The following is a 16340-nucleotide window of genomic DNA, read 5'->3' on the forward strand; positions in this document are numbered from 1 at the left end:
CCTGTGACCGTACGCTGCGGTCCGCGTGGGACCCTGGGCCGGTGCCCGAGCTCGTCGTGCTCACCGAGCAGCTTCTCGCCCCCGTGCCCGGCGGCACCGGCCGCTACACCCGGGAGCTGACGGCCGCGCTGGCCGCCGCCGCGCCCGAGGGCTGGACCGTCGCGGGCGTCACCGCGTGGCACCGCGACCCGGGAGCCGCGCGGATTCCCGGCGTCGCGGGGCCCCGGCCGCTGCCGCTGCCGCGTCGGGCGCTGACGCTGGCCTGGGAGCACGGGCTGCCGCCCTGGCCGGGCGGCGACATCGTGCACGCGCCGACCCCGCTGGCCCCCGCCGCCGCCCGCCGCGGCCGGGCGCTGGTCGTCACCGTGCACGACACGGTGCCCTTCACCCACCCCGAGACGCTGACCCCGCGCGGGGCGGCCTGGCACCAGGCGATGATCCGGCGGGCCACCCTGCGGGCGGACGCCGTCGTCGTGCCCACCGCCGCCGTGGCCGCCGACCTGGCCACGCACGCGCCCGGACCTGCGCCCGTGCACGTCATCGGCCACGGCGTGTCCCGGCTGCCCGAGGAGCCGGTGGACCTGGACCTGCCCCAGAAGTACGTGCTCGCGGTGGGCACCGTCGAGCCGCGCAAGGGGCTCGACGTGCTGGTCGAAGCCCTCGCGCACGGCCCGGACCTGCCGCTGGTCGTGGTCGGGCCGCCCGGCTGGGGCGGGGTCGACCTGCGCGCGCTCGCCGCCGCGCACGGTTTGCCCCCGGACCGGGTGCGGGTCCTGGGCCGGGTCACCGACGCCGAACTGGCCGAGGTCCTGCGCCGCGCGACGGTGTTCGCCGCCCCCAGCCGCGCCGAGGGCTTCGGGCTGCCGATGCTGGAGGCCATGGCCGCCGGGGTCCCGGTCGTGCACTCGGACGCGCCCGCGCTGGTCGAGGTCGCGGGCGGCGCGGGGGTGAGCACCCCGCGCGGCGATCCCGCGGAGTTGGCCCGCGCGTTGCGTGCTGTTTCCTCGTCCCCGGAGCACGCGGCCGCCCTGTCCGCGGGCGGAAAGGCGCGCGCGGCCACCTTCACCTGGGAAAAGGCCGCGGCCGCTGTGTGGAGCCTGCATCTGGGCCTGCGCGCCGCCGCCGATGAGTTCACTCGTTCGTGAGAAACGCCGATCCCGTGCGTCGTACCCTTGCTCGCGTGTCCCTGGCCGACCCCCGCGTGCTCATCGACGCGACCGCAGTCCCGGCGGACCGCGGCGGCGTGGGCCGCTACGTCGACTCGCTCGTCGCGGCGCTCGACGCGGACGGCGCCCGGCTCAGCGTGGTCTGCCAGCCCCGCGACGCCGCGCTCTACGGCCGGATCGCCCCGCGCTCGCGGATAGTGCCGACCTCGGAGTCGATAGCCACCCGCACCGCGCGGCTTACCTGGGAACAGACAACCCTGCCGCGCCTGGTCCGCAAACTCGGCGTCGACGTGCTGCACTCCCCGCATTACACGATCCCGCTGGCCGGACAGGCCGCGTCCGTGGTGACCCTGCACGACGCGACGTTCTTCACCGACGCCGTGCTCCACCACTCCATCAAGGCCCGCTTCTTCCGCGCCTGGACCCGGACCGCGCTGCTGCGCGCGTCCCTGTGCGTCGTCCCGAGCGTGGCCACAGCCACCGAGCTCACCCGGGTCGCGGGCGCCGACCCGCGCGGCCTTGAGGTCATCCAGCACGGCGTCGGCACCGACCGCTTCCACCCGCCGTCGCCGCGGGAGGTCGCCGACGCCCGGGCCGCGGTCGGCCTGGGCGGCACCCCGTACGTGGCGTTCCTCGGCGCGCTGGAGCCACGCAAGAACGTGCCCGCCCTGATCCGCGGCTTCGCCTCAGCCTGCCGCGACCGCCCCGACCCGCCCGCGCTCGTGCTGGCCGGGCAGCCGGGCTGGGACCACCAGATCGAACGCGCCCTCGACGCCGTGCCGCACCGCCTGCGCGTCATCCGGGCGGGCTACCTGCCCTTCGACAACCTGGCGGGCTTCCTCGGCGGGGCCGCCCTGGTGGCCTACCCCAGCCTCGGCGAGGGCTTCGGCCTCCCGGTCCTGGAGGCCATGGCCTGCGGCTCCTGCGTGCTCACCACCCGCCGCCTGTCCCTCCCCGAAGTCGGCGGCGACGCCGTCGCCTACTGCGGCGTCGGCGCGGGCGACATCGGCGCGGCCATCAGCGATCTGCTGGACGACCCGGCCCGCCGCGCCGACCTCTCCGCCGCCGCGCAGCGAAGAGCCAAGGACTTCTCCTGGGACCTGAGCGCCGAACGCCACCGCTCCGCCTACGGCCGCGCCTTCACCCTGCACCGAAGGTCACGCTGACCGGCGTGCACAATGTCAGGTCGTGACCGCCGAACCGACCCCCTACGGTGATCAGCTCGCCGTCGTGACCGTGACGTACTCGCCCGGCGAGACCCTGGAGCGGTTCCTCACCACCCTGGCCAAGGCCACCGACCGCCCGGTCCACGTGATCCTGGCCGACAACGGCTCGACCGACGGCGCCCCAGAGGCAGCCGCAGCCGCTTGCGACAACGTCGAACTGGTCCGCACCGGCGGCAACCTCGGCTACGGCTCCGGCGCCAACCGCGGCGTAGCAGCGTTGGACGACTCGTACGGCTGGATAGTCATAGCCAACCCCGACCTGGAATGGTCCCCAGGCTCCCTGGACGAGCTACTGGCCGCCACCCACCGCTGGCCCCGAGGCGGCGCCTTCGGCCCCCTCATCACAGAACCAAACGGCCGCGTCTACCCATCGGCCCGAGAAATCCCCTCCCTGGGCAAAGGAATAGGCCACGGCCTCCTAGGCAAAATCTGGCCTGCCAACCCCTGGACCCAGTCCTACAAACAGTCGACAACAAACATCACCGAACGCGTGGCAGGCTGGCTATCCGGCTCCTGCCTACTCCTCCGCCGAGAAGCCTTCGACTCCGTAGACGGCTTCGACTCCCGCTACTTCATGTATTTCGAGGATGTAGACCTAGGCGAACGCCTGACCCGGACAGGCTGGCAAAACATCTACGTCCCCACAGCGGAAGTAATGCACATCCAAGGCGTCTCAACAGCCAAGGCCTCCACGGCCATGCTGACCGCCCACCACGACAGCGCCTACCGCTACATCGCAGACAGGCACCAAGGCCCCCACTGGGCCCCCGTCCGCGCAGCCGTCAAAGCAGGCCTGGCAATACGCCTCAAACTGCACAACCGCTAACCCGGCAAAACCTGGGCCCAACCCGCCCGCTTGTCAGGTCCCACGCGGGTCAAAGCCGCCACCCCATCGAGCAAACACCCCAAGCGAACTAACGCGAGCCACCATCAAGCCGCTGGGTCAAGCTAGGCCGAGAAGCAGGCGGCTGCTTCTCCGTCGGAACCAGCCCCTCCACCGGCTCGGGCTCAGGCTGGCGAGGCTGCTGCCGAGGAAGCCGCTCAGTAGGCCGCCCAGGAGACGCCAACGACTGCGTGGCAGCCTCCTGCGCGATAGCGGGCAGCTCGTCCTCAGCCCGGCTGGCCGGAAACACCTGAGTCGCGTCAGCGTTGTCGATCGCCGACACCACGGCCCGCGGAATCTGCAGCGTCGCCGCGGCGTCCATCGGCGAGATCGCGCTCTCCGGGGTGACGACGTAAGCGCCGCGGGCGCGGGCTCGGGCCAGGATGGCGTCGGCCCGGTCACGAGGGTCCATGTGGCGGCCTCTCCTGCGTCGCTCCGAGTTCCTTGTCAGAGTATCCCGCTTGCCGCGTGGCGTCAGCAGAGACCGGCAATACACAGGACATTCAGAGGTAATCCAGTTCTCCGCGGTCGCGCAGGATCTCGGTGAGGCGTTTGACGTCCTGGGCGCGGTCGCGTCGGCAGACCAGGACGGCGTCGTCGGTGTCGACCACGATCAGGTCGTGCACGCCCAGGGTGGCGACCAGCCTGCCGCCGGACGGGACGACGACCATGCCTTCGCCGTCGACCACGACGGCCTTGCTGTCCGGGCGGGTGGTGAAGGCCCTGCCGCCGCCGACGTCGGTTCCCAGCAGGTCGACCACGGTCTCGAAGTCGCCGATGTCGCTCCAGCCGAAGTCGCCGGGGACGGTGGCGACCTTGCCGTCTTCGGCTGCCGGTTCCATCACCGCGTACTCGACGGCGACCTTGGGCACCGTCGGCCACAGCTCGGCCAGGACGTCCTGCTGGGTGTCGGTGTCCCAGGCTGTGGCGATCTTGGTGATGGGCTCGGCGACGTCCGGGCGGCGGGCCTGGAGTTCGGCGAGGAACACGTCGGTGCGCCAGACGAACATGCTGGCGTTCCACAGGTAGCTGCCGGAGGCGAGGTAGCGGGTGGCGACCTCGAGCGAGGGCTTCTCCTTGAACTCCAGCACCTTCTGGATGACCGAGCGCTGCGCCGTCTCGCTGCAGCAGAGGTAGCCGTAGCCGGTCTCCGGGCGGGTCGGGGTGATGCCGATGGTCATCAGGTGGCCGTCGCGGGCGCCGTCGACAGCGCGGGCGACGGTGGCGGCGAACTCGTCGGTGTCGGTGATCAGGTGGTCGGCGGCGAAGGAGGCCATCACCGCGCCGGGGCTGCGGCGCTCGATCACCGCGGCGGCCAGGGCGATCGCGGCGCAGGAGTCGCGGGCGAACGGCTCGACGAGGATGTTGCGCTCGGGCAGGTCCGGCAGCTGCCGGGCGACGCCGACCGCGTGCGGGGTGCCGGTCACCACGAGCAGGTTCTCCGGGCGCGACAGCGGCGCCAGCCGGTCGTAGGTGGCCTGCAGCAGCGAGCGGTCGGTGCCGGTGAGCGGGTGCAGGAACTTCGGGTTCGCCGCGCGCGACAACGGCCACAGGCGGGTGCCGCTCCCACCCGCGGGCACGACTACGTGCAGTTCTGTCGACGTCACTGAGGTTCTCGTCCCTGTTCCCGACGCTGTGAGTGGTGGCGCCACTGTAGCCAACCGGCGGGTACGGTCCTCGTGGTGACGTCCATCCCCACCCGCGCGTCGCGGTCCCGGCACTGGGTTCCGGGCTTCGCCCTCGACATCGCGGCCGTCCTGCGCCCGCTGCGCCGCGGCCCGCACGACCCCGCGTTCCGCCAGGACCACCGGGGTCTGTGGCTGGCCGCGAACACCCCGGACGGCCCGGGAACCCTGCTGCTGCGGGCGCACGCGGGCGGGGTCGACGCCACCGCGTGGGGCGCGGCGGACGCGCTGCTCGACGGCGTCCCCGCCCTGCTGGGCGGGCACGACGACGACTCCGGCTTCGAGCCACGGCACCCGCTGATCACCGCCGCCCGCCGCGCCCGGCCGGGCCTGCGCCTGGGCGCGACCGGCCGGGTGTGGGACGTGCTGCTGGCCGCGATCGTGGAGCAGAAGGTCACCGGCGTCGAAGCGCACCGCTCCTGGCGGGAACTCGCCCGCCGCTTCGGCGTCGCCGCCCCCGGCCCGACCCCGCCGGGCATGGCCGTCCCGCCGACCCCGCGCGCGGTGCTCGGCATCCAGGACTGGGAGTGGCACAAGGCGGGGGTCGACAACGCCCGCAGGCGCGCGATCATCGCCGCCGCCCAGGTCGCGACCCGCCTGGAACGCGCGGCCGAGTCCGGCGGCGTCGAGGGCAGGCTGCTGCTGCGCAAGGTCCCCGGCGTCGGCGTCTGGACGGCGGCGGAGGTCGCCCAGCGCGCCTGGGGAGACCCGGACGCGGTCAGCGTCGGCGACTTCCACATCCCGGCCCTGGTCGGCTACGCGTTGACCGGCCGCAAGACCGACGACAACGGGATGCTGGAAATCCTCGCCCCCTACGCCCCGCACCGGCAGCGGGTCGTCCGCTACATCGAGGCCAGCGGCTTCGCCAAGCCCCGCTTCGGCCCCCGGATGACGGTGAAGGACTACCGCGGGATGTGAGGGGGCTCAGGCCCGGTTGTCGGTCAAGCGCTCGTCAAGCGTTTTCACCGCGTTGGAATCACGCCACGGTTCTAGTGCCCGACGGGTGTCGCGCAACCGTTCCCGCAGGCGAACCGAGCGGTTTCGAGTGGTCGCTTCGATCACATCTTCCATAATCAGAACCGCGGCGTCGGGTTCCTGGAGCTGAACGTGCGCTTGGGCCAGATACAGCATGGTGTAGGCGTTGTCCCGCACCAAGGAGCGGTTATGCAGCCTGAGCGCGTTCCGTGCCTGGGAAACCGCCTCGGTCGGCTGCCGCAGATTCAGATGGCAGATGGCCTTCGCGTTGGCGAGAGAGCCGCTGTCATAGAAATACGCCAGCGACGCGTCGCGTTTTCCCGCTTGAGCGAGCCGCGCTTCTGCCTGTTCCAGAGCGGTGAGGCACTCGTCCGATTGTCCGTCCCGCGCGTAGGCGCGGGCCGCCTGGCTGGCCGCGTGGGCGCGCACCAGTGTGTCGTCCGAGCGCTCGGCAGCCCTGCGTGAAGCTTCGGCGTAGTCGATGGCCAAGTGTGCCTTGTCCTGCATCAACGCGGTATGGCTCATGCGCCCCAGGGTGAAACTGCTCATCGTCGAATCGCGCGCCTCGTGCGACAACTCGCGGCCGCGATCGTAAAACTGCCACGCGTTGCCGTAATCCGCCGCCTCGGAGAACAGCCAACCGGCCAATCCCGAGAGGCCGCCGCAGGTGGAAAGCAGCTTGGGGCGAAGCTCGCCGGGGCAGTCGCGAAGCATGCCCTGCGCGGCGGACAGCTGTGCGAGCACAGTGGGGAGCACGGCTTGTGGCCCGAGGGCGTCGTCTTGTCGTCGGCAGGTCCAGTAGATGGTCTCGATGTGCTCAATAACCTGGTTATCGACGCGTTGAGGGGTGGTGATGGCTTTGGCCACGCGTTCTTGTTCGTCGGTGTTCAGGTTGGTGAGCGATGGTGCGCTTGCGGTAGCGGCTGTCCAGCCTAGTAGTTGCAGGAGTTCGCGACGATTCATGGTGTCCACCCAGTGGCGGAACAAGGCCGCCCAGTGCTCGTCGGTGCTGGTGCTTTTCGGCTCCGCTGGGGTCTCGTTCGCCAGTAGGGTTTCGAGTTCGCGGAGGGTGAGGCCGAGTAGGCGGGCCAGTTTTGGCCGCAGGTACGGCAGGGGTTCGTGTTTGCCGGATTCCCAGGTGTGGACGGCGGTGCGGTCGATGTGCAGTTCCTCGGCGAGGCGTTCCTGGGTGTAGCCCGCTGCTTTGCGTGCCCTGGCAAGTCGGTCTCGTCGTGCCGCCATGGCACCCAGTCTCCCACACCTGTCACGTACAGCGTATGACTCGTTACAGCAGGTCAGGCCCGGCAACCCCACATCTCGCCAACGGGAGCCCAACGAGACTCCGGCGGCACGCCCAGCCCGCGGTTGGCCGCCTCGATCTCGCGGGGGCCGCTGATCCGGGTGTTCGGCGAGTTCGGCTTCCGGTTTTCGGGCTGTGCGGGCGCCAGCGGACCTTGTTCTCACCCGCAACCACGTGGCAACCGGGTCAGGTCTTGCGCAGGGCCGCCTGGACGATGTCCAGGGCCATGGCTCGATCAAGGCCGAGGCTGTGCGCGGTGGCCGCGTACTCGTCGGCGGCGGCGCGGGCGCGCTCCAGGGTGCGGTCGCCGCCCGCGCCGACGAACGTGCCCAGGCGGCCCCGGGTCTCGACCAGGCCTGCCTCCTCCAGTTCGCGGTACGCGCGGGCGACGGTGTTGGCAGCCAAGCCGAGGTCGGCGGCCAGCTTGCGGACTGTCGGCAGCTTCTCGCCGACCGCGAGGGAGTGGTCGTTGATCCGCTGCGCCAACCCGCTGCGCACCTGCTCGAACGGCGGCACGGGCGACTCCGGGTCGATGGTGATCACGGTGTCATCCTCCCCCAGGGCGCCGTCGTCACGGCAGGTCCACCGGTGGCGAAACCCCGCCACTTACCGCAGGGCGGCAAGCATGTCCTCGATCCCGCCCACGCCGTCCGGGTCGGGCGGGAGGGCGTCGATCGGCCACCACTGCAGATCCAGCGACTCCGCGCTGCGGACCGGTTCGGCGTTCGCGGGGGCGCGCACGGCGAAGCGGACGTCGAAGTGGCGGGTGGGCAGGCCGAGCGAGCAGGTGATCGGGTGCACGTCCACGTGCAGCGGCACCGGGTCGATGCGCAGGTCGGGGATGCCGGACTCCTCGATCGCCTCCCGCAGCGCCGCGCCAGCGAGGGTGCTGTCGGACGGCTCGCAGTGCCCGCCCAGTTGCAGCCAGCGGCCGACGCGCGGGTGCAGCGTCAGCAGGACTCGGGTGCCGGTGCTGTCGAACACCAGGGCCGACGCGGTGATGTGCCCGGCTTCGCAGGAGCGCAGGCACGCGTCCGGGCGGGCGGACAAGAAGCCCAGGTAAGCCTGTCGCAGCGCCTCTTGCGTGCGGTCGGTGGGGCGCCATGCGGTCATGGTCGCCACCGCGTCCGCGTGGGGACTCACAGTTCCAGCCATCCTTCGTTCGTGCGCGGTTCGCGCGGGACCAGTTCCGCCGCCGGATGCCCGACGGCCACAGCGCCCAGGGGGTCCCACGACGCGGGCAGGTCCAAAACCTCGCGCGCCGCATCCGGGCAGAACATGGTCGAGGACACCCAGCAGGAGGCCAGCCCCTCGGCGGCCAGCGCGACCAGCAGGCCCTGCACGGCGGCGCCGCCCGCGACGGCGAACATCGCCCGCTCGGCGGCGGACCGGCGCTCGTCCGGGTACGCGTGCGCGCCTTCGCGAACCAGGAAGGGCAGCATGATCTCGGGCGCGCGGTGGAGCAGGTCGCCGCGGGCGACGCGGCGCTCTACCTGCTCATCGGAAAGCCCGTCTCCCCGGAGGTCGGCGACCCACGCTTCCCGCATGGCCGTCAGCAGTTCTTTCCGTTTGGCGACAACACGCACAAACCGAACCGGTCTTGTGTGGTGCGGGGCGGGCGCGGTCAACGCTGCCGCGACCGCTCGGCGCAGCGCGCCGGGGTCTACCGGCTCGTCGGTAAACGATCGCGTCGAGCGGCGCAGCAGCACGGCCTCCCGCCGCCCCCGGGTGATCGACTCCCGCGTGCCCAGCCGGAACAGGTCTTCCTCCGGCGGCCGGACCAGGTCGCGCGCGGTGGCGGTCTCGTCGCCGATCTCCAGGCCGCGCACGACGGCCACCGGGACGCCGCCGAGTTTGCCCTTCACCAGGTCCGCGGCGGCGGCGACCTCGTCGGCGACCGCGATCATGGTGACCGCCAGCGTGTTGCCCTGGCTGTCCACCTCGCCCCGGTAGGAGTGCAGCACCTTCAGCCCGGACGCGCCGATCGCGGCGTCGGTCTGGCCGCGCCGCCACGCCCGGCCCATGGTGTCGGTGACGACCACGGCGACCTCGACGCCGAGCCGCTCGCGCAGCCCCCGGCGCAGCGCCAGCGCGGACCCGTCCGGGTCGGCGGGCAGCAGCGCGATCTCGCCGCCTGCCACGTTCGAGGTGTCCACACCGGACGCGGCCTGCACGATGCCCAGCCGCCGGTTGACCGTGATGAGCGTCTGGTCCTTGCGCGCCACCACCTGGTCGGCCTCGTCCAGCACGTGCCGCCGCCGCACCCGCTCGCGTTCATCCGGGTCGTCGGGCACCCGGATCAGCCGTCCCTCTATTTTGGACACGACCTTGCTGGTGACCACCACGATGTCGCCGGAGCGCAGCCAGGGCGCCGCGGCCGCTATCGCGCCGGTCAGGTCGTCGCCGGGCCGGAACTCCGGCAGCCCGCGCACCGGCAGGATCTCCAGCGACGCCCGCGCGGCGTGCTCAGCCAAGGTCGACCCCGCCGAGTTCCATCGCCGCCTTGACCATCGCCGCCGTCGCGTCCACGTCGGACATCAGCAGCGGCACCGCGCGCACGGCGACGCCGGGCACGTCGGCGGTGTCGCCGGTGTGCACCAGCCAGCCGTCCAGGATGCCCTTGTCCGAGCAGGCGCGGGAGCCGTAGTGCCTGCCCACGGCCTCGGCGGAGCTCTTCAGCCCGATCGCGGAGAGGCACGCGTCGGCCATGCCGCGCACCGGCTTGTCGCCGATGATCGGCGAGACGCCCACCACCGGAGCCTCGGTCTCGCGCAACGCCACGCGCATCCCCGGCACGGCCAGCACCGACCCGATGCTCACCACCGGGTTCGACGGGGCCAGCAGCACCACGTCCGCCGCGCTGATGGCCTCCACGACGCCGGGGCCGGGCGTGGCCTCGTCCGCGCCGACCGGCACGATCGACTGCGCGCGCGGCTCGGCGTGGTGGCGCACCCACCACTCCTGGAAATGCACCGCCTTGCGCTCGCCGCTGCCCGGCTCGTCGATGACCACGTGCGTCTCGACGCGGTCGTCGGTCATCGGCAGCAGCCGCACCCCCGGCTTCCAGCGGTCGCACAGCGCTGCCGTGATGTCGGAAAGCTCATAGCCCGCGCGCATCATCCGGGTGCGCACCAGGTGCGTGGCGATGTCCTTGTCGCCGAGCCCGAACCAGTCGGGGTCCGCGCCGTAGGCGGCCAGCTCATCCTTGACCGCCCAGGTCTCGCCCGCGCGGCCCCAGCCGCGGTCGGGGTCGATGCCGCCGCCCAGGGTGTACATGCACGTGTCCAGGTCGGGGCACACCCGCAGGCCGTGCAGCCAGATGTCGTCCGCGGTGTTGACCACGGCGGTGATCTGGTGTGGCGACTCGTCCGGGCCTGGCCCGACCGGGGGAAGCCCGAGGAGTTGCTTGACCCCGAGCAGGAACTTGGCTCCGCCGACTCCGCCGACGACTACGACTACCTTCACGGTCCGCGATCCTCGCACGTCCGGGTGACCCGGGTCGGGTCACCGGTGGGAATGGCCTGCGCGCGCCTGCTCGGCGCGTCAGAAGAGCATCATTGCCAGAAGAAGAACAGCAGTTGGCCGAAGCCCGCGAGCTCGGCCTCGCCGCCAACGCCGCCGTAGAGGGCGACCACGACGTCCCAGAAGACCTCGCTGACTCCGGGGATGCCGATCAGCGCCGCGAACAGGATCAGCGGCGCCCACGGCCGCGCCTTGGCCCCGAAGCTGCGCGCCGGATAGGACAGGTACGGCTCGATGGCTCCCCAGCCGTCCAGGCCCGGCACCGGCAGCATGTTCAGCACGAACGCGGCCAGTTGCAGCAGGGCCAGGAACGACAGGCCTGCCGCGAGGCCGAACGCGGGCTGGAACACCGCGACCGACACCGCGAGCAGGATGCCGAGCACCAGGTTCATGAACGGCCCGGCCAGCGACACGCGTGAGTCCACCGCTCGGGACCGCAGCGCGTTGTGGTTGATCCACACCGCGCCGCCGGGCAGCGGGATGCCGCCGATCGCCAGGAACAGCAGCGGCAGCACCAGGCTCAGCACCGGGTCGGCGTACTTGCGCGGGTCGAGAGTGAGGTAGCCCTTGAAGTAGACCTCGCGGTCGCCGCCGCGGAAGGCGACGATGGCGTGGCCGAACTCGTGCAGGCACAGCGACACCGCCCAACCGCCCAGGACGAGCAGGAAAACCCCGGCCCGCAGGGCTGTCTCACTCTCCAGCAGGGTCATCAGCGCGCCACCCACGGTGAGCGCCAGCAGGGCGAGGAACACGGGCGAGGGACGAACCGATGATCGCTGCACGCCTCCAGTGTGGCAACGTTTGCCGATTGCCCGCTGGCGGGTGGGAGTAACCGCGCTGTTTCTCCTGGTACCCGAACGGGTACCGGCTGCGCATATCGCATCACCCGCCCGGGGGCTGCGCTTGACCCGCCGCCGGGACACGGGTGTAATCACATCGATGTCATTCGCCACGGGGACGGCTGATGGCATTCGCCAGCCGGGGAGTGCGGAAGGCGAGGAGGCGGGCGATATGCAGGGAATCAATGACGGGGGTCGCGTCGTGGAGTGGGGCGAGCGCCCAACCGAGGAGCTGGGAGCTCTGGCCGGATTCTTCGACGAGACCGAGGAACAGGAGTGGCAGGAGCGCGCCCTGTGCGCGCAGACCGACCCGGAGGCGTTTTTCCCGGAGAAGGGCGGTTCGACCCGGGAGGCCAAGCGGATCTGCCTCGGCTGCGAGGTCCGCGCGGAGTGCCTGGAGTACGCCTTGGCGCACGACGAGCGCTTCGGCATCTGGGGCGGCCTGTCCGAACGGGAGCGACGCAAGCTCAAGAAACGCGCCGTCTGACGCCGTGATCACGAGTCCGCGCGCGGGCTCGTGATCACGGCACTCGGTGTGGTGGTGGTCGGTGCATTCCTTACCGGCGCTCGATTGAGTCGGCTCGCAGGGGAGTCCGGGCTCGGCGGAATCGCGGCGCCTCACCGTCGCGGCGCGCCGGTTGTGCGCTGCCCGCCATCGGGCTGTGACGCCGTCGAACGCGCGCGTTACCCATCTCGTGGGAGAGGTCAGGGGCGTCGACCGCCTCGACCGCCCACGTCGTACCGTGTGTGCGCAGTGGCCGGAGGGGTCATGCCCGCATGAGTGCGTTGGGAGGTGCTGGTTCGTGCCTCCTCGGCCGCGCCAGGCGCTGTCTTCTCGCGTCACCGCACCGCTTCTGCGCACCGCGCCGGTGCTGGCCGTCCTGGTGTGCCACGACGGCGCGCAGTGGCTGCGGCTCACGCTGTCCGCGCTGCGCCATTCCGCGCCGAGACCACGGCACATCATCGCCGTCGACACCGGATCGATGGACGACACCCCGGCGCTGCTCGCCGCGGCGTCGACCGGTCCTGACCGCGTCATCGACGGGGTGATCACCCTCAGGCGCGGCGCGGGCTACCCCGACGCGGTGCACGCCGCCGTCGAGCACGCGGTCGAGCGCTGGGGCGACCCCGGCGGCTGGATCTGGCTGCTGCACGACGATTCCGCGCCCGACCCGGACTGCCTGCACACGCTCCTGCTCGCCGCCGAGGTGTCCCCGGCCGCGGGCGTGCTCGGCCCGCTCGCCGTCGACTGGCACGATCCCCGGCTCGTGGTCGAGGCCGGGCTGTCGACCGACGCGTCCGGCCACCGGCAGACCGGCATCGGACCGTCCGAACTGGACTGGGACCGGCTCGGCCGCGCAGACGGAGAGCGGCGGTTCGAGCAGAGCACAGAGGTGCTCGCCGTGCCCTCGGCGGGCATGTTGGCGCGCCGCGACGTGTGGGAGCGGCTCGGCGGTTTCGACCGGTCGATGGCCTTGCTGCGCGAGGACATCGACTTCGGCTGGCGGGTGAACAAGGCGGGCCACGTCGTGCTCTGCGTGCCCGCCGCCCGGATTCGGCACGCGCGCGCGGTCACCGTGGGGCGGCGTGAGATCGACGCCCGCGCCACCGCCATCGGGCCGTCGGCGCGCACGGTCGACCGCGGACACGGGCTGCGCACGTTTTTAGTCAACTGCTCCACATTCTCGTTCGTCATCGGCCTGCCCCGCGTCGCCGTGCTGTGCGTGCTGCGCGCGCTCGGGTTCGCCGTGGTCCGCAGGCTTACCGCGAGCCGGGCAGAGTTAAGCGCGCTCAGTTATCTGCTGAGCGGACGCGCGAACCTGCGCGAGGCACGCGCGACCCGCGCCGCCACCGCCGGACCGGGAAGCGTGCGCGGTCTGTTCACCAGTCGCTTCACCCGGCTGCGCAACGCGGCCCGCGGCGCGGTGTCGGCGATGATCCGCAGGCGGGTGGCCGCGGACGCCGCGCTGGGCAGGCTGCCCAGCGACTACGAGCCAGCCGTCGTCTGGCTCCCGCCGGAGGCAGACCAGCCGCAGCGCAAAGCCCTCGGCCCCGACGCGCTGCCCGCGGGAGCCCTGGTCCGGCCGCGCCGAGGGGGACCGCGTCCTCAGCACAGCGCGGGCCTGCGCCGTCAGAACCGCGCGGGCCTGCGCCGCCCGCACCCCGCGATCGCCGTGCCCATCGAGGCCCCCGAGTCGGCCCCGGCTCCCGCGCCCCGGCCGTCACCGGTCAAACGGGACGGCACCGGCCCCGAACCCGGCCCCGACCTGGTGCTGGTGCGGGTCGACCGGGGCCGGGTGCTGCGCCAGATCCTGCTGTCGCCGCCGCTGCTGCTCCTGCTCGGGCTGGCCGCGCTGGCGCTCGTGGTCAACGGCGGCCGCATCGGCATCGACCTCGCGGGCGGCAGGCTGCTGCCGGTCGGCGGCCTCGGCGCCACCTGGTCGGAGTACGTGAGCACCTGGCACGGCGTCGCGGGCGGCACCGCCGCGCCCGCGCCCGCCGCGCTCGCCGTCCTGGGCGTGCTGGGCGGCGTGCTCGCCCCGTTCGGCGGACCCGCCGCGGTCGTCGCTCTCCTGTTGCTGGCAGACCTGCCGCTGGCCGGTCTCTCGGCCTATCTCGCGACCCGCCGCGCCCCCGTCCGCCGCTGGGTGCGGGCACTGCTGGCGCTGGGCTACGCGCTGCTGCCGCCCGCGAGCGCCGCCGTCGCGCAGGGCAGGCTCGACGTGGTCGTGGTGCACGTGCTGCTGCCGCTGGTCACCGCGGGCGTCACCGCCCTGCTGGCGCGCGGGCGGGAAGGCGACCGGTCGTGGCTGTCCACCGCGGCGGGCACGGCGCTCGGGCTGGCCGTGCTCGGCGCGTTCGCCCCGCTGGTGCACCTGCTGCTCGTGCTGGTCGCGCTGGCCGGGTTCGTGCTCGTCCCGGGCAACGGCGCGCGCCGGGGCGCTGCGCTGTTCCTGCTCGTGCTCATGCCGCTGGCGCTGCTGCTGCCCTGGCCCGCCGTGGTGATCGCGCACCCGGGCGTGGTGCTGCACGGGGTCGGCGCGTGGGTGCGCGAGCAGAGCGGGTCAGCGCTGGACCTGCTCACCCTGCACGCGGGCGGGCCGGGCGCGTGGCCGGTCGTCGGGCTGGCCCTGGTGCTCGCGGTCGCCGCGGGCATGGCCGTGCGCCCGCACCGGGACGCGCTGCCGGGGCTCGGGTTAGCGCTGGTCGGCGTGCTGGCGGTGGTGCTGGTCCAGGTGCTGCCCGCCACCCCGCTCAGCGGCGGCGGCCCGCAGCGGGCCTGGGCCGGGGCGCCGCTGCTGGTGGTCGGCTGGGGACTGGTCTTGGCGCTGGTCGGCCTGTGCCGCACCGGGACCGAGGGGCTGCGGCTCGTCTCGCCGCCGCTGGCCGCGCGGATCGGCGCGGTGACCGGCGTGGCCCTGCTCGGCGCGCTGGCGGTCGGCGTGGTGGTTCCCGGACGTGGTGGACCGCTGGACGACGGCGGGGGCGGGCTGCGCCTGGCGTCGCCGGTGGCAGGAGAACTCGCCGACACCCGGCGCTCGGTGCTCGTGCTGTCCGTCGACGGTCAGCCGGTGCGGCAGGTCGCGGCCAGGTCGCCCCGGTTCGGCGACGACGACCTCGCGCCCGTGCCGTCCGCAACGGCCCGACTCGCCGCCCTCGACCGCGACCTGCGCTCGGACGACGTCGACACGGTGCGCGCGGCGGTGGGCCGCGCGGCCGCGACCGGGGTGCTCTACGTCGTGCTGCCCTCGCCCTCGGCGGGCGAGGTGTTCCGCGACCGCGCCGGGCGGCTGGTGTCCGACGCCGCCACCACCTCGGACGGGCGGCCGGTGTTCCGCGTGCTGGTCCCGTCCGGGTCGGCCTATCTGCTCTCGCCCGAGATGGCGCGGCTGGCGGTGTCCGGCGGCCCCCCGCCCGCCTCCGTGGAGCCGAGCGGGATGGCGCCGGTCGAGGCGTCCCCGCCCGAGGTCGCCGTCCGGGTGTCGGACGGGCCGGAGGGCAGGCTCCTTGTCGTGCCAGCGGAAGAGGAACCCGGCTGGCGCGCCACGATCGACGGCAAACCGGCTGCCGTGGTGCGGGCCTGGGGCTCGTCGGTCGCGGTCGTGGTGCCCACCCGGGCGGCGGAAGTCCGCGTCGAGCAGCCGACCGCCCTGCGCGGCGTCCTGCTGCTGGTGCAGGGAGCCGTGGCCCTCTTCGTCCTCTTGACGTCGATCCCGGGCGCTAAGACTCGCCGTCGATGACTTCGGGGTCCAAGCCGAGGTACGTCGCGACCTGCTCCACCAGCACGTCGTGAACCAGGTCCGCCAGGTCCGCGCTGTCCTTGGCGCGCACTTCAAGAGGCCGCCGGTAAAGCACGATCCGCGCCCGGGTCGGCTGCCCGCGCCGGTCGACGCCCGCCTGGACCAGTCGGGCCAGCGGGACACCGCTGTCGGCCAGGACCCCCTCCTGCGGCGGCCCGCCCGCCGGTGTGACCTCGGGCACGTCGTCGACGGCGACGTCGAGTTTGGTCAACTCGGTGCGCCACCGCGCCTCGATCGGTTCGAGGGCGTCGAGGACCAGCGCGTCGAACTTCTCCGCCCGGGTGCTCGACGCGGGCAGCGTCGAGGGATAGAGCGGGCCGCGCAGGCCGCGGCCGTGCCTGTCGCGGTTGCGTCGTCCGCGCCGCCGGAAACTGCGAGCCGTCACCACCCTGAGCAGGGTACGCGGGTGCGGGGCTGGGCCGGATGGGCGTGCCGCGCCCGCG

At 72.8% G+C, this 16340-nt stretch carries 15 protein-coding genes; 6 read left to right on the forward strand and 9 right to left on the reverse strand.

The window, feature by feature from the left end:
* The first annotated feature begins 41 nt into the window (after positions 1–41).
* Genes BLS56_RS18140 through BLS56_RS18150 form a run of 3 tightly spaced genes read left to right on the forward strand, consistent with a single transcriptional unit; the run spans position 42 to position 3218 of the window.
* Complete coding sequence (locus tag BLS56_RS18140) at positions 42–1145, forward strand: glycosyltransferase family 4 protein (protein WP_091452172.1); 1104 nt, start codon at positions 42–44, stop codon at positions 1143–1145.
* Between the two features lie 56 nt (positions 1146–1201).
* Positions 1202–2332: a glycosyltransferase family 4 protein gene (locus tag BLS56_RS18145; protein ID WP_091452475.1), complete on the forward strand. Its 1131-nt coding sequence runs from the start codon at positions 1202–1204 to the stop codon at positions 2330–2332.
* A gap of 22 nt (positions 2333–2354) precedes the next feature.
* Positions 2355–3218, forward strand: a complete 864-nt coding sequence (locus BLS56_RS18150) for a glycosyltransferase family 2 protein (RefSeq protein WP_091452175.1) — start codon at positions 2355–2357, stop codon at positions 3216–3218.
* Between the two features lie 88 nt (positions 3219–3306).
* Here BLS56_RS18150 and BLS56_RS18155 read toward each other — a convergent pair whose 3' ends face one another.
* Both BLS56_RS18155 and BLS56_RS18160 read right to left on the reverse strand, forming a co-directional pair.
* Positions 3307–3687: a hypothetical protein gene (locus BLS56_RS18155; protein WP_091452178.1), complete on the reverse strand. Its 381-nt coding sequence runs from the start codon at positions 3685–3687 to the stop codon at positions 3307–3309.
* A gap of 91 nt (positions 3688–3778) precedes the next feature.
* A complete protein-coding gene (locus tag BLS56_RS18160) occupies positions 3779–4882 on the reverse strand; it encodes a mannose-1-phosphate guanylyltransferase (RefSeq protein WP_091452181.1) in 1104 nt (367 codons plus the stop codon).
* 75 nt (positions 4883–4957) lie between these two features.
* On the opposite strand from BLS56_RS18160, the gene BLS56_RS18165 reads away from it, so the two are divergent.
* Positions 4958–5878: a DNA-3-methyladenine glycosylase family protein gene (locus BLS56_RS18165; protein WP_407640531.1), complete on the forward strand. Its 921-nt coding sequence runs from the start codon at positions 4958–4960 to the stop codon at positions 5876–5878.
* A 6-nt stretch (positions 5879–5884) separates the two neighbouring features.
* Here BLS56_RS18165 and BLS56_RS18170 read toward each other — a convergent pair whose 3' ends face one another.
* The 6 genes from BLS56_RS18170 to BLS56_RS18195 form a co-directional block, all read right to left on the reverse strand.
* The gene (locus BLS56_RS18170) at positions 5885–7177 is read right to left on the reverse strand and encodes a helix-turn-helix transcriptional regulator (protein ID WP_091452186.1); all 1293 of its coding nucleotides are present in this window, start codon (positions 7175–7177) and stop codon (positions 5885–5887) included.
* A 244-nt stretch (positions 7178–7421) separates the two neighbouring features.
* Positions 7422–7778: a GntR family transcriptional regulator gene (locus BLS56_RS18175; RefSeq protein WP_091452477.1), complete on the reverse strand. Its 357-nt coding sequence runs from the start codon at positions 7776–7778 to the stop codon at positions 7422–7424.
* Between the two features lie 63 nt (positions 7779–7841).
* Positions 7842–8378, reverse strand: coding sequence for an NUDIX hydrolase (locus tag BLS56_RS18180; protein WP_091452188.1), 537 nt, complete (start codon positions 8376–8378; stop codon positions 7842–7844).
* A complete protein-coding gene (locus BLS56_RS18185) occupies positions 8375–9709 on the reverse strand; it encodes a coenzyme F420-0:L-glutamate ligase (RefSeq protein ID WP_091452191.1) in 1335 nt (444 codons plus the stop codon). The genes BLS56_RS18180 and BLS56_RS18185 overlap by 4 nt, the downstream gene beginning before the upstream one ends.
* Positions 9702–10700 (reverse strand): 2-phospho-L-lactate transferase, encoded by a 999-nt coding sequence (gene cofD, locus BLS56_RS18190; protein ID WP_091452194.1) that lies wholly within the window; start codon positions 10698–10700, stop codon positions 9702–9704. Before cofD ends, BLS56_RS18185 begins: the two co-directional genes overlap by 8 nt.
* Positions 10701–10789: 89 nt before the next feature.
* On the reverse strand, positions 10790–11539 hold the full coding sequence (locus BLS56_RS18195) for a site-2 protease family protein (protein ID WP_091452197.1): 750 nt from the start codon (positions 11537–11539) through the stop codon (positions 10790–10792).
* Between the two features lie 229 nt (positions 11540–11768).
* Here BLS56_RS18195 and BLS56_RS18200 point away from each other — a divergent pair, with 229 nt between their 5' ends.
* Together BLS56_RS18200 and BLS56_RS18205 are read left to right on the forward strand one after the other, a co-directional pair.
* The gene (locus tag BLS56_RS18200) at positions 11769–12083 is read left to right on the forward strand and encodes a WhiB family transcriptional regulator (RefSeq protein WP_091452200.1); all 315 of its coding nucleotides are present in this window, start codon (positions 11769–11771) and stop codon (positions 12081–12083) included.
* 316 nt (positions 12084–12399) lie between these two features.
* Complete coding sequence (locus BLS56_RS18205) at positions 12400–15837, forward strand: glycosyltransferase family 2 protein (RefSeq protein ID WP_228771735.1); 3438 nt, start codon at positions 12400–12402, stop codon at positions 15835–15837.
* On the opposite strand, the gene BLS56_RS18210 is transcribed toward BLS56_RS18205, so the two are convergent.
* On the reverse strand, positions 15818–16285 hold the full coding sequence (locus tag BLS56_RS18210; protein WP_091452203.1) for a metallopeptidase family protein: 468 nt from the start codon (positions 16283–16285) through the stop codon (positions 15818–15820). The two genes, BLS56_RS18205 and BLS56_RS18210, sit on opposite strands and share 20 nt — an antisense overlap.
* Between the last annotated feature and the right edge of the window lie 55 nt (positions 16286–16340).

Origin of the sequence: Actinokineospora iranica (assembly GCF_900101685.1) — a bacterium.
Taxonomy (GTDB): Bacteria; Actinomycetota; Actinomycetes; order Mycobacteriales; family Pseudonocardiaceae; genus Actinokineospora; species Actinokineospora iranica.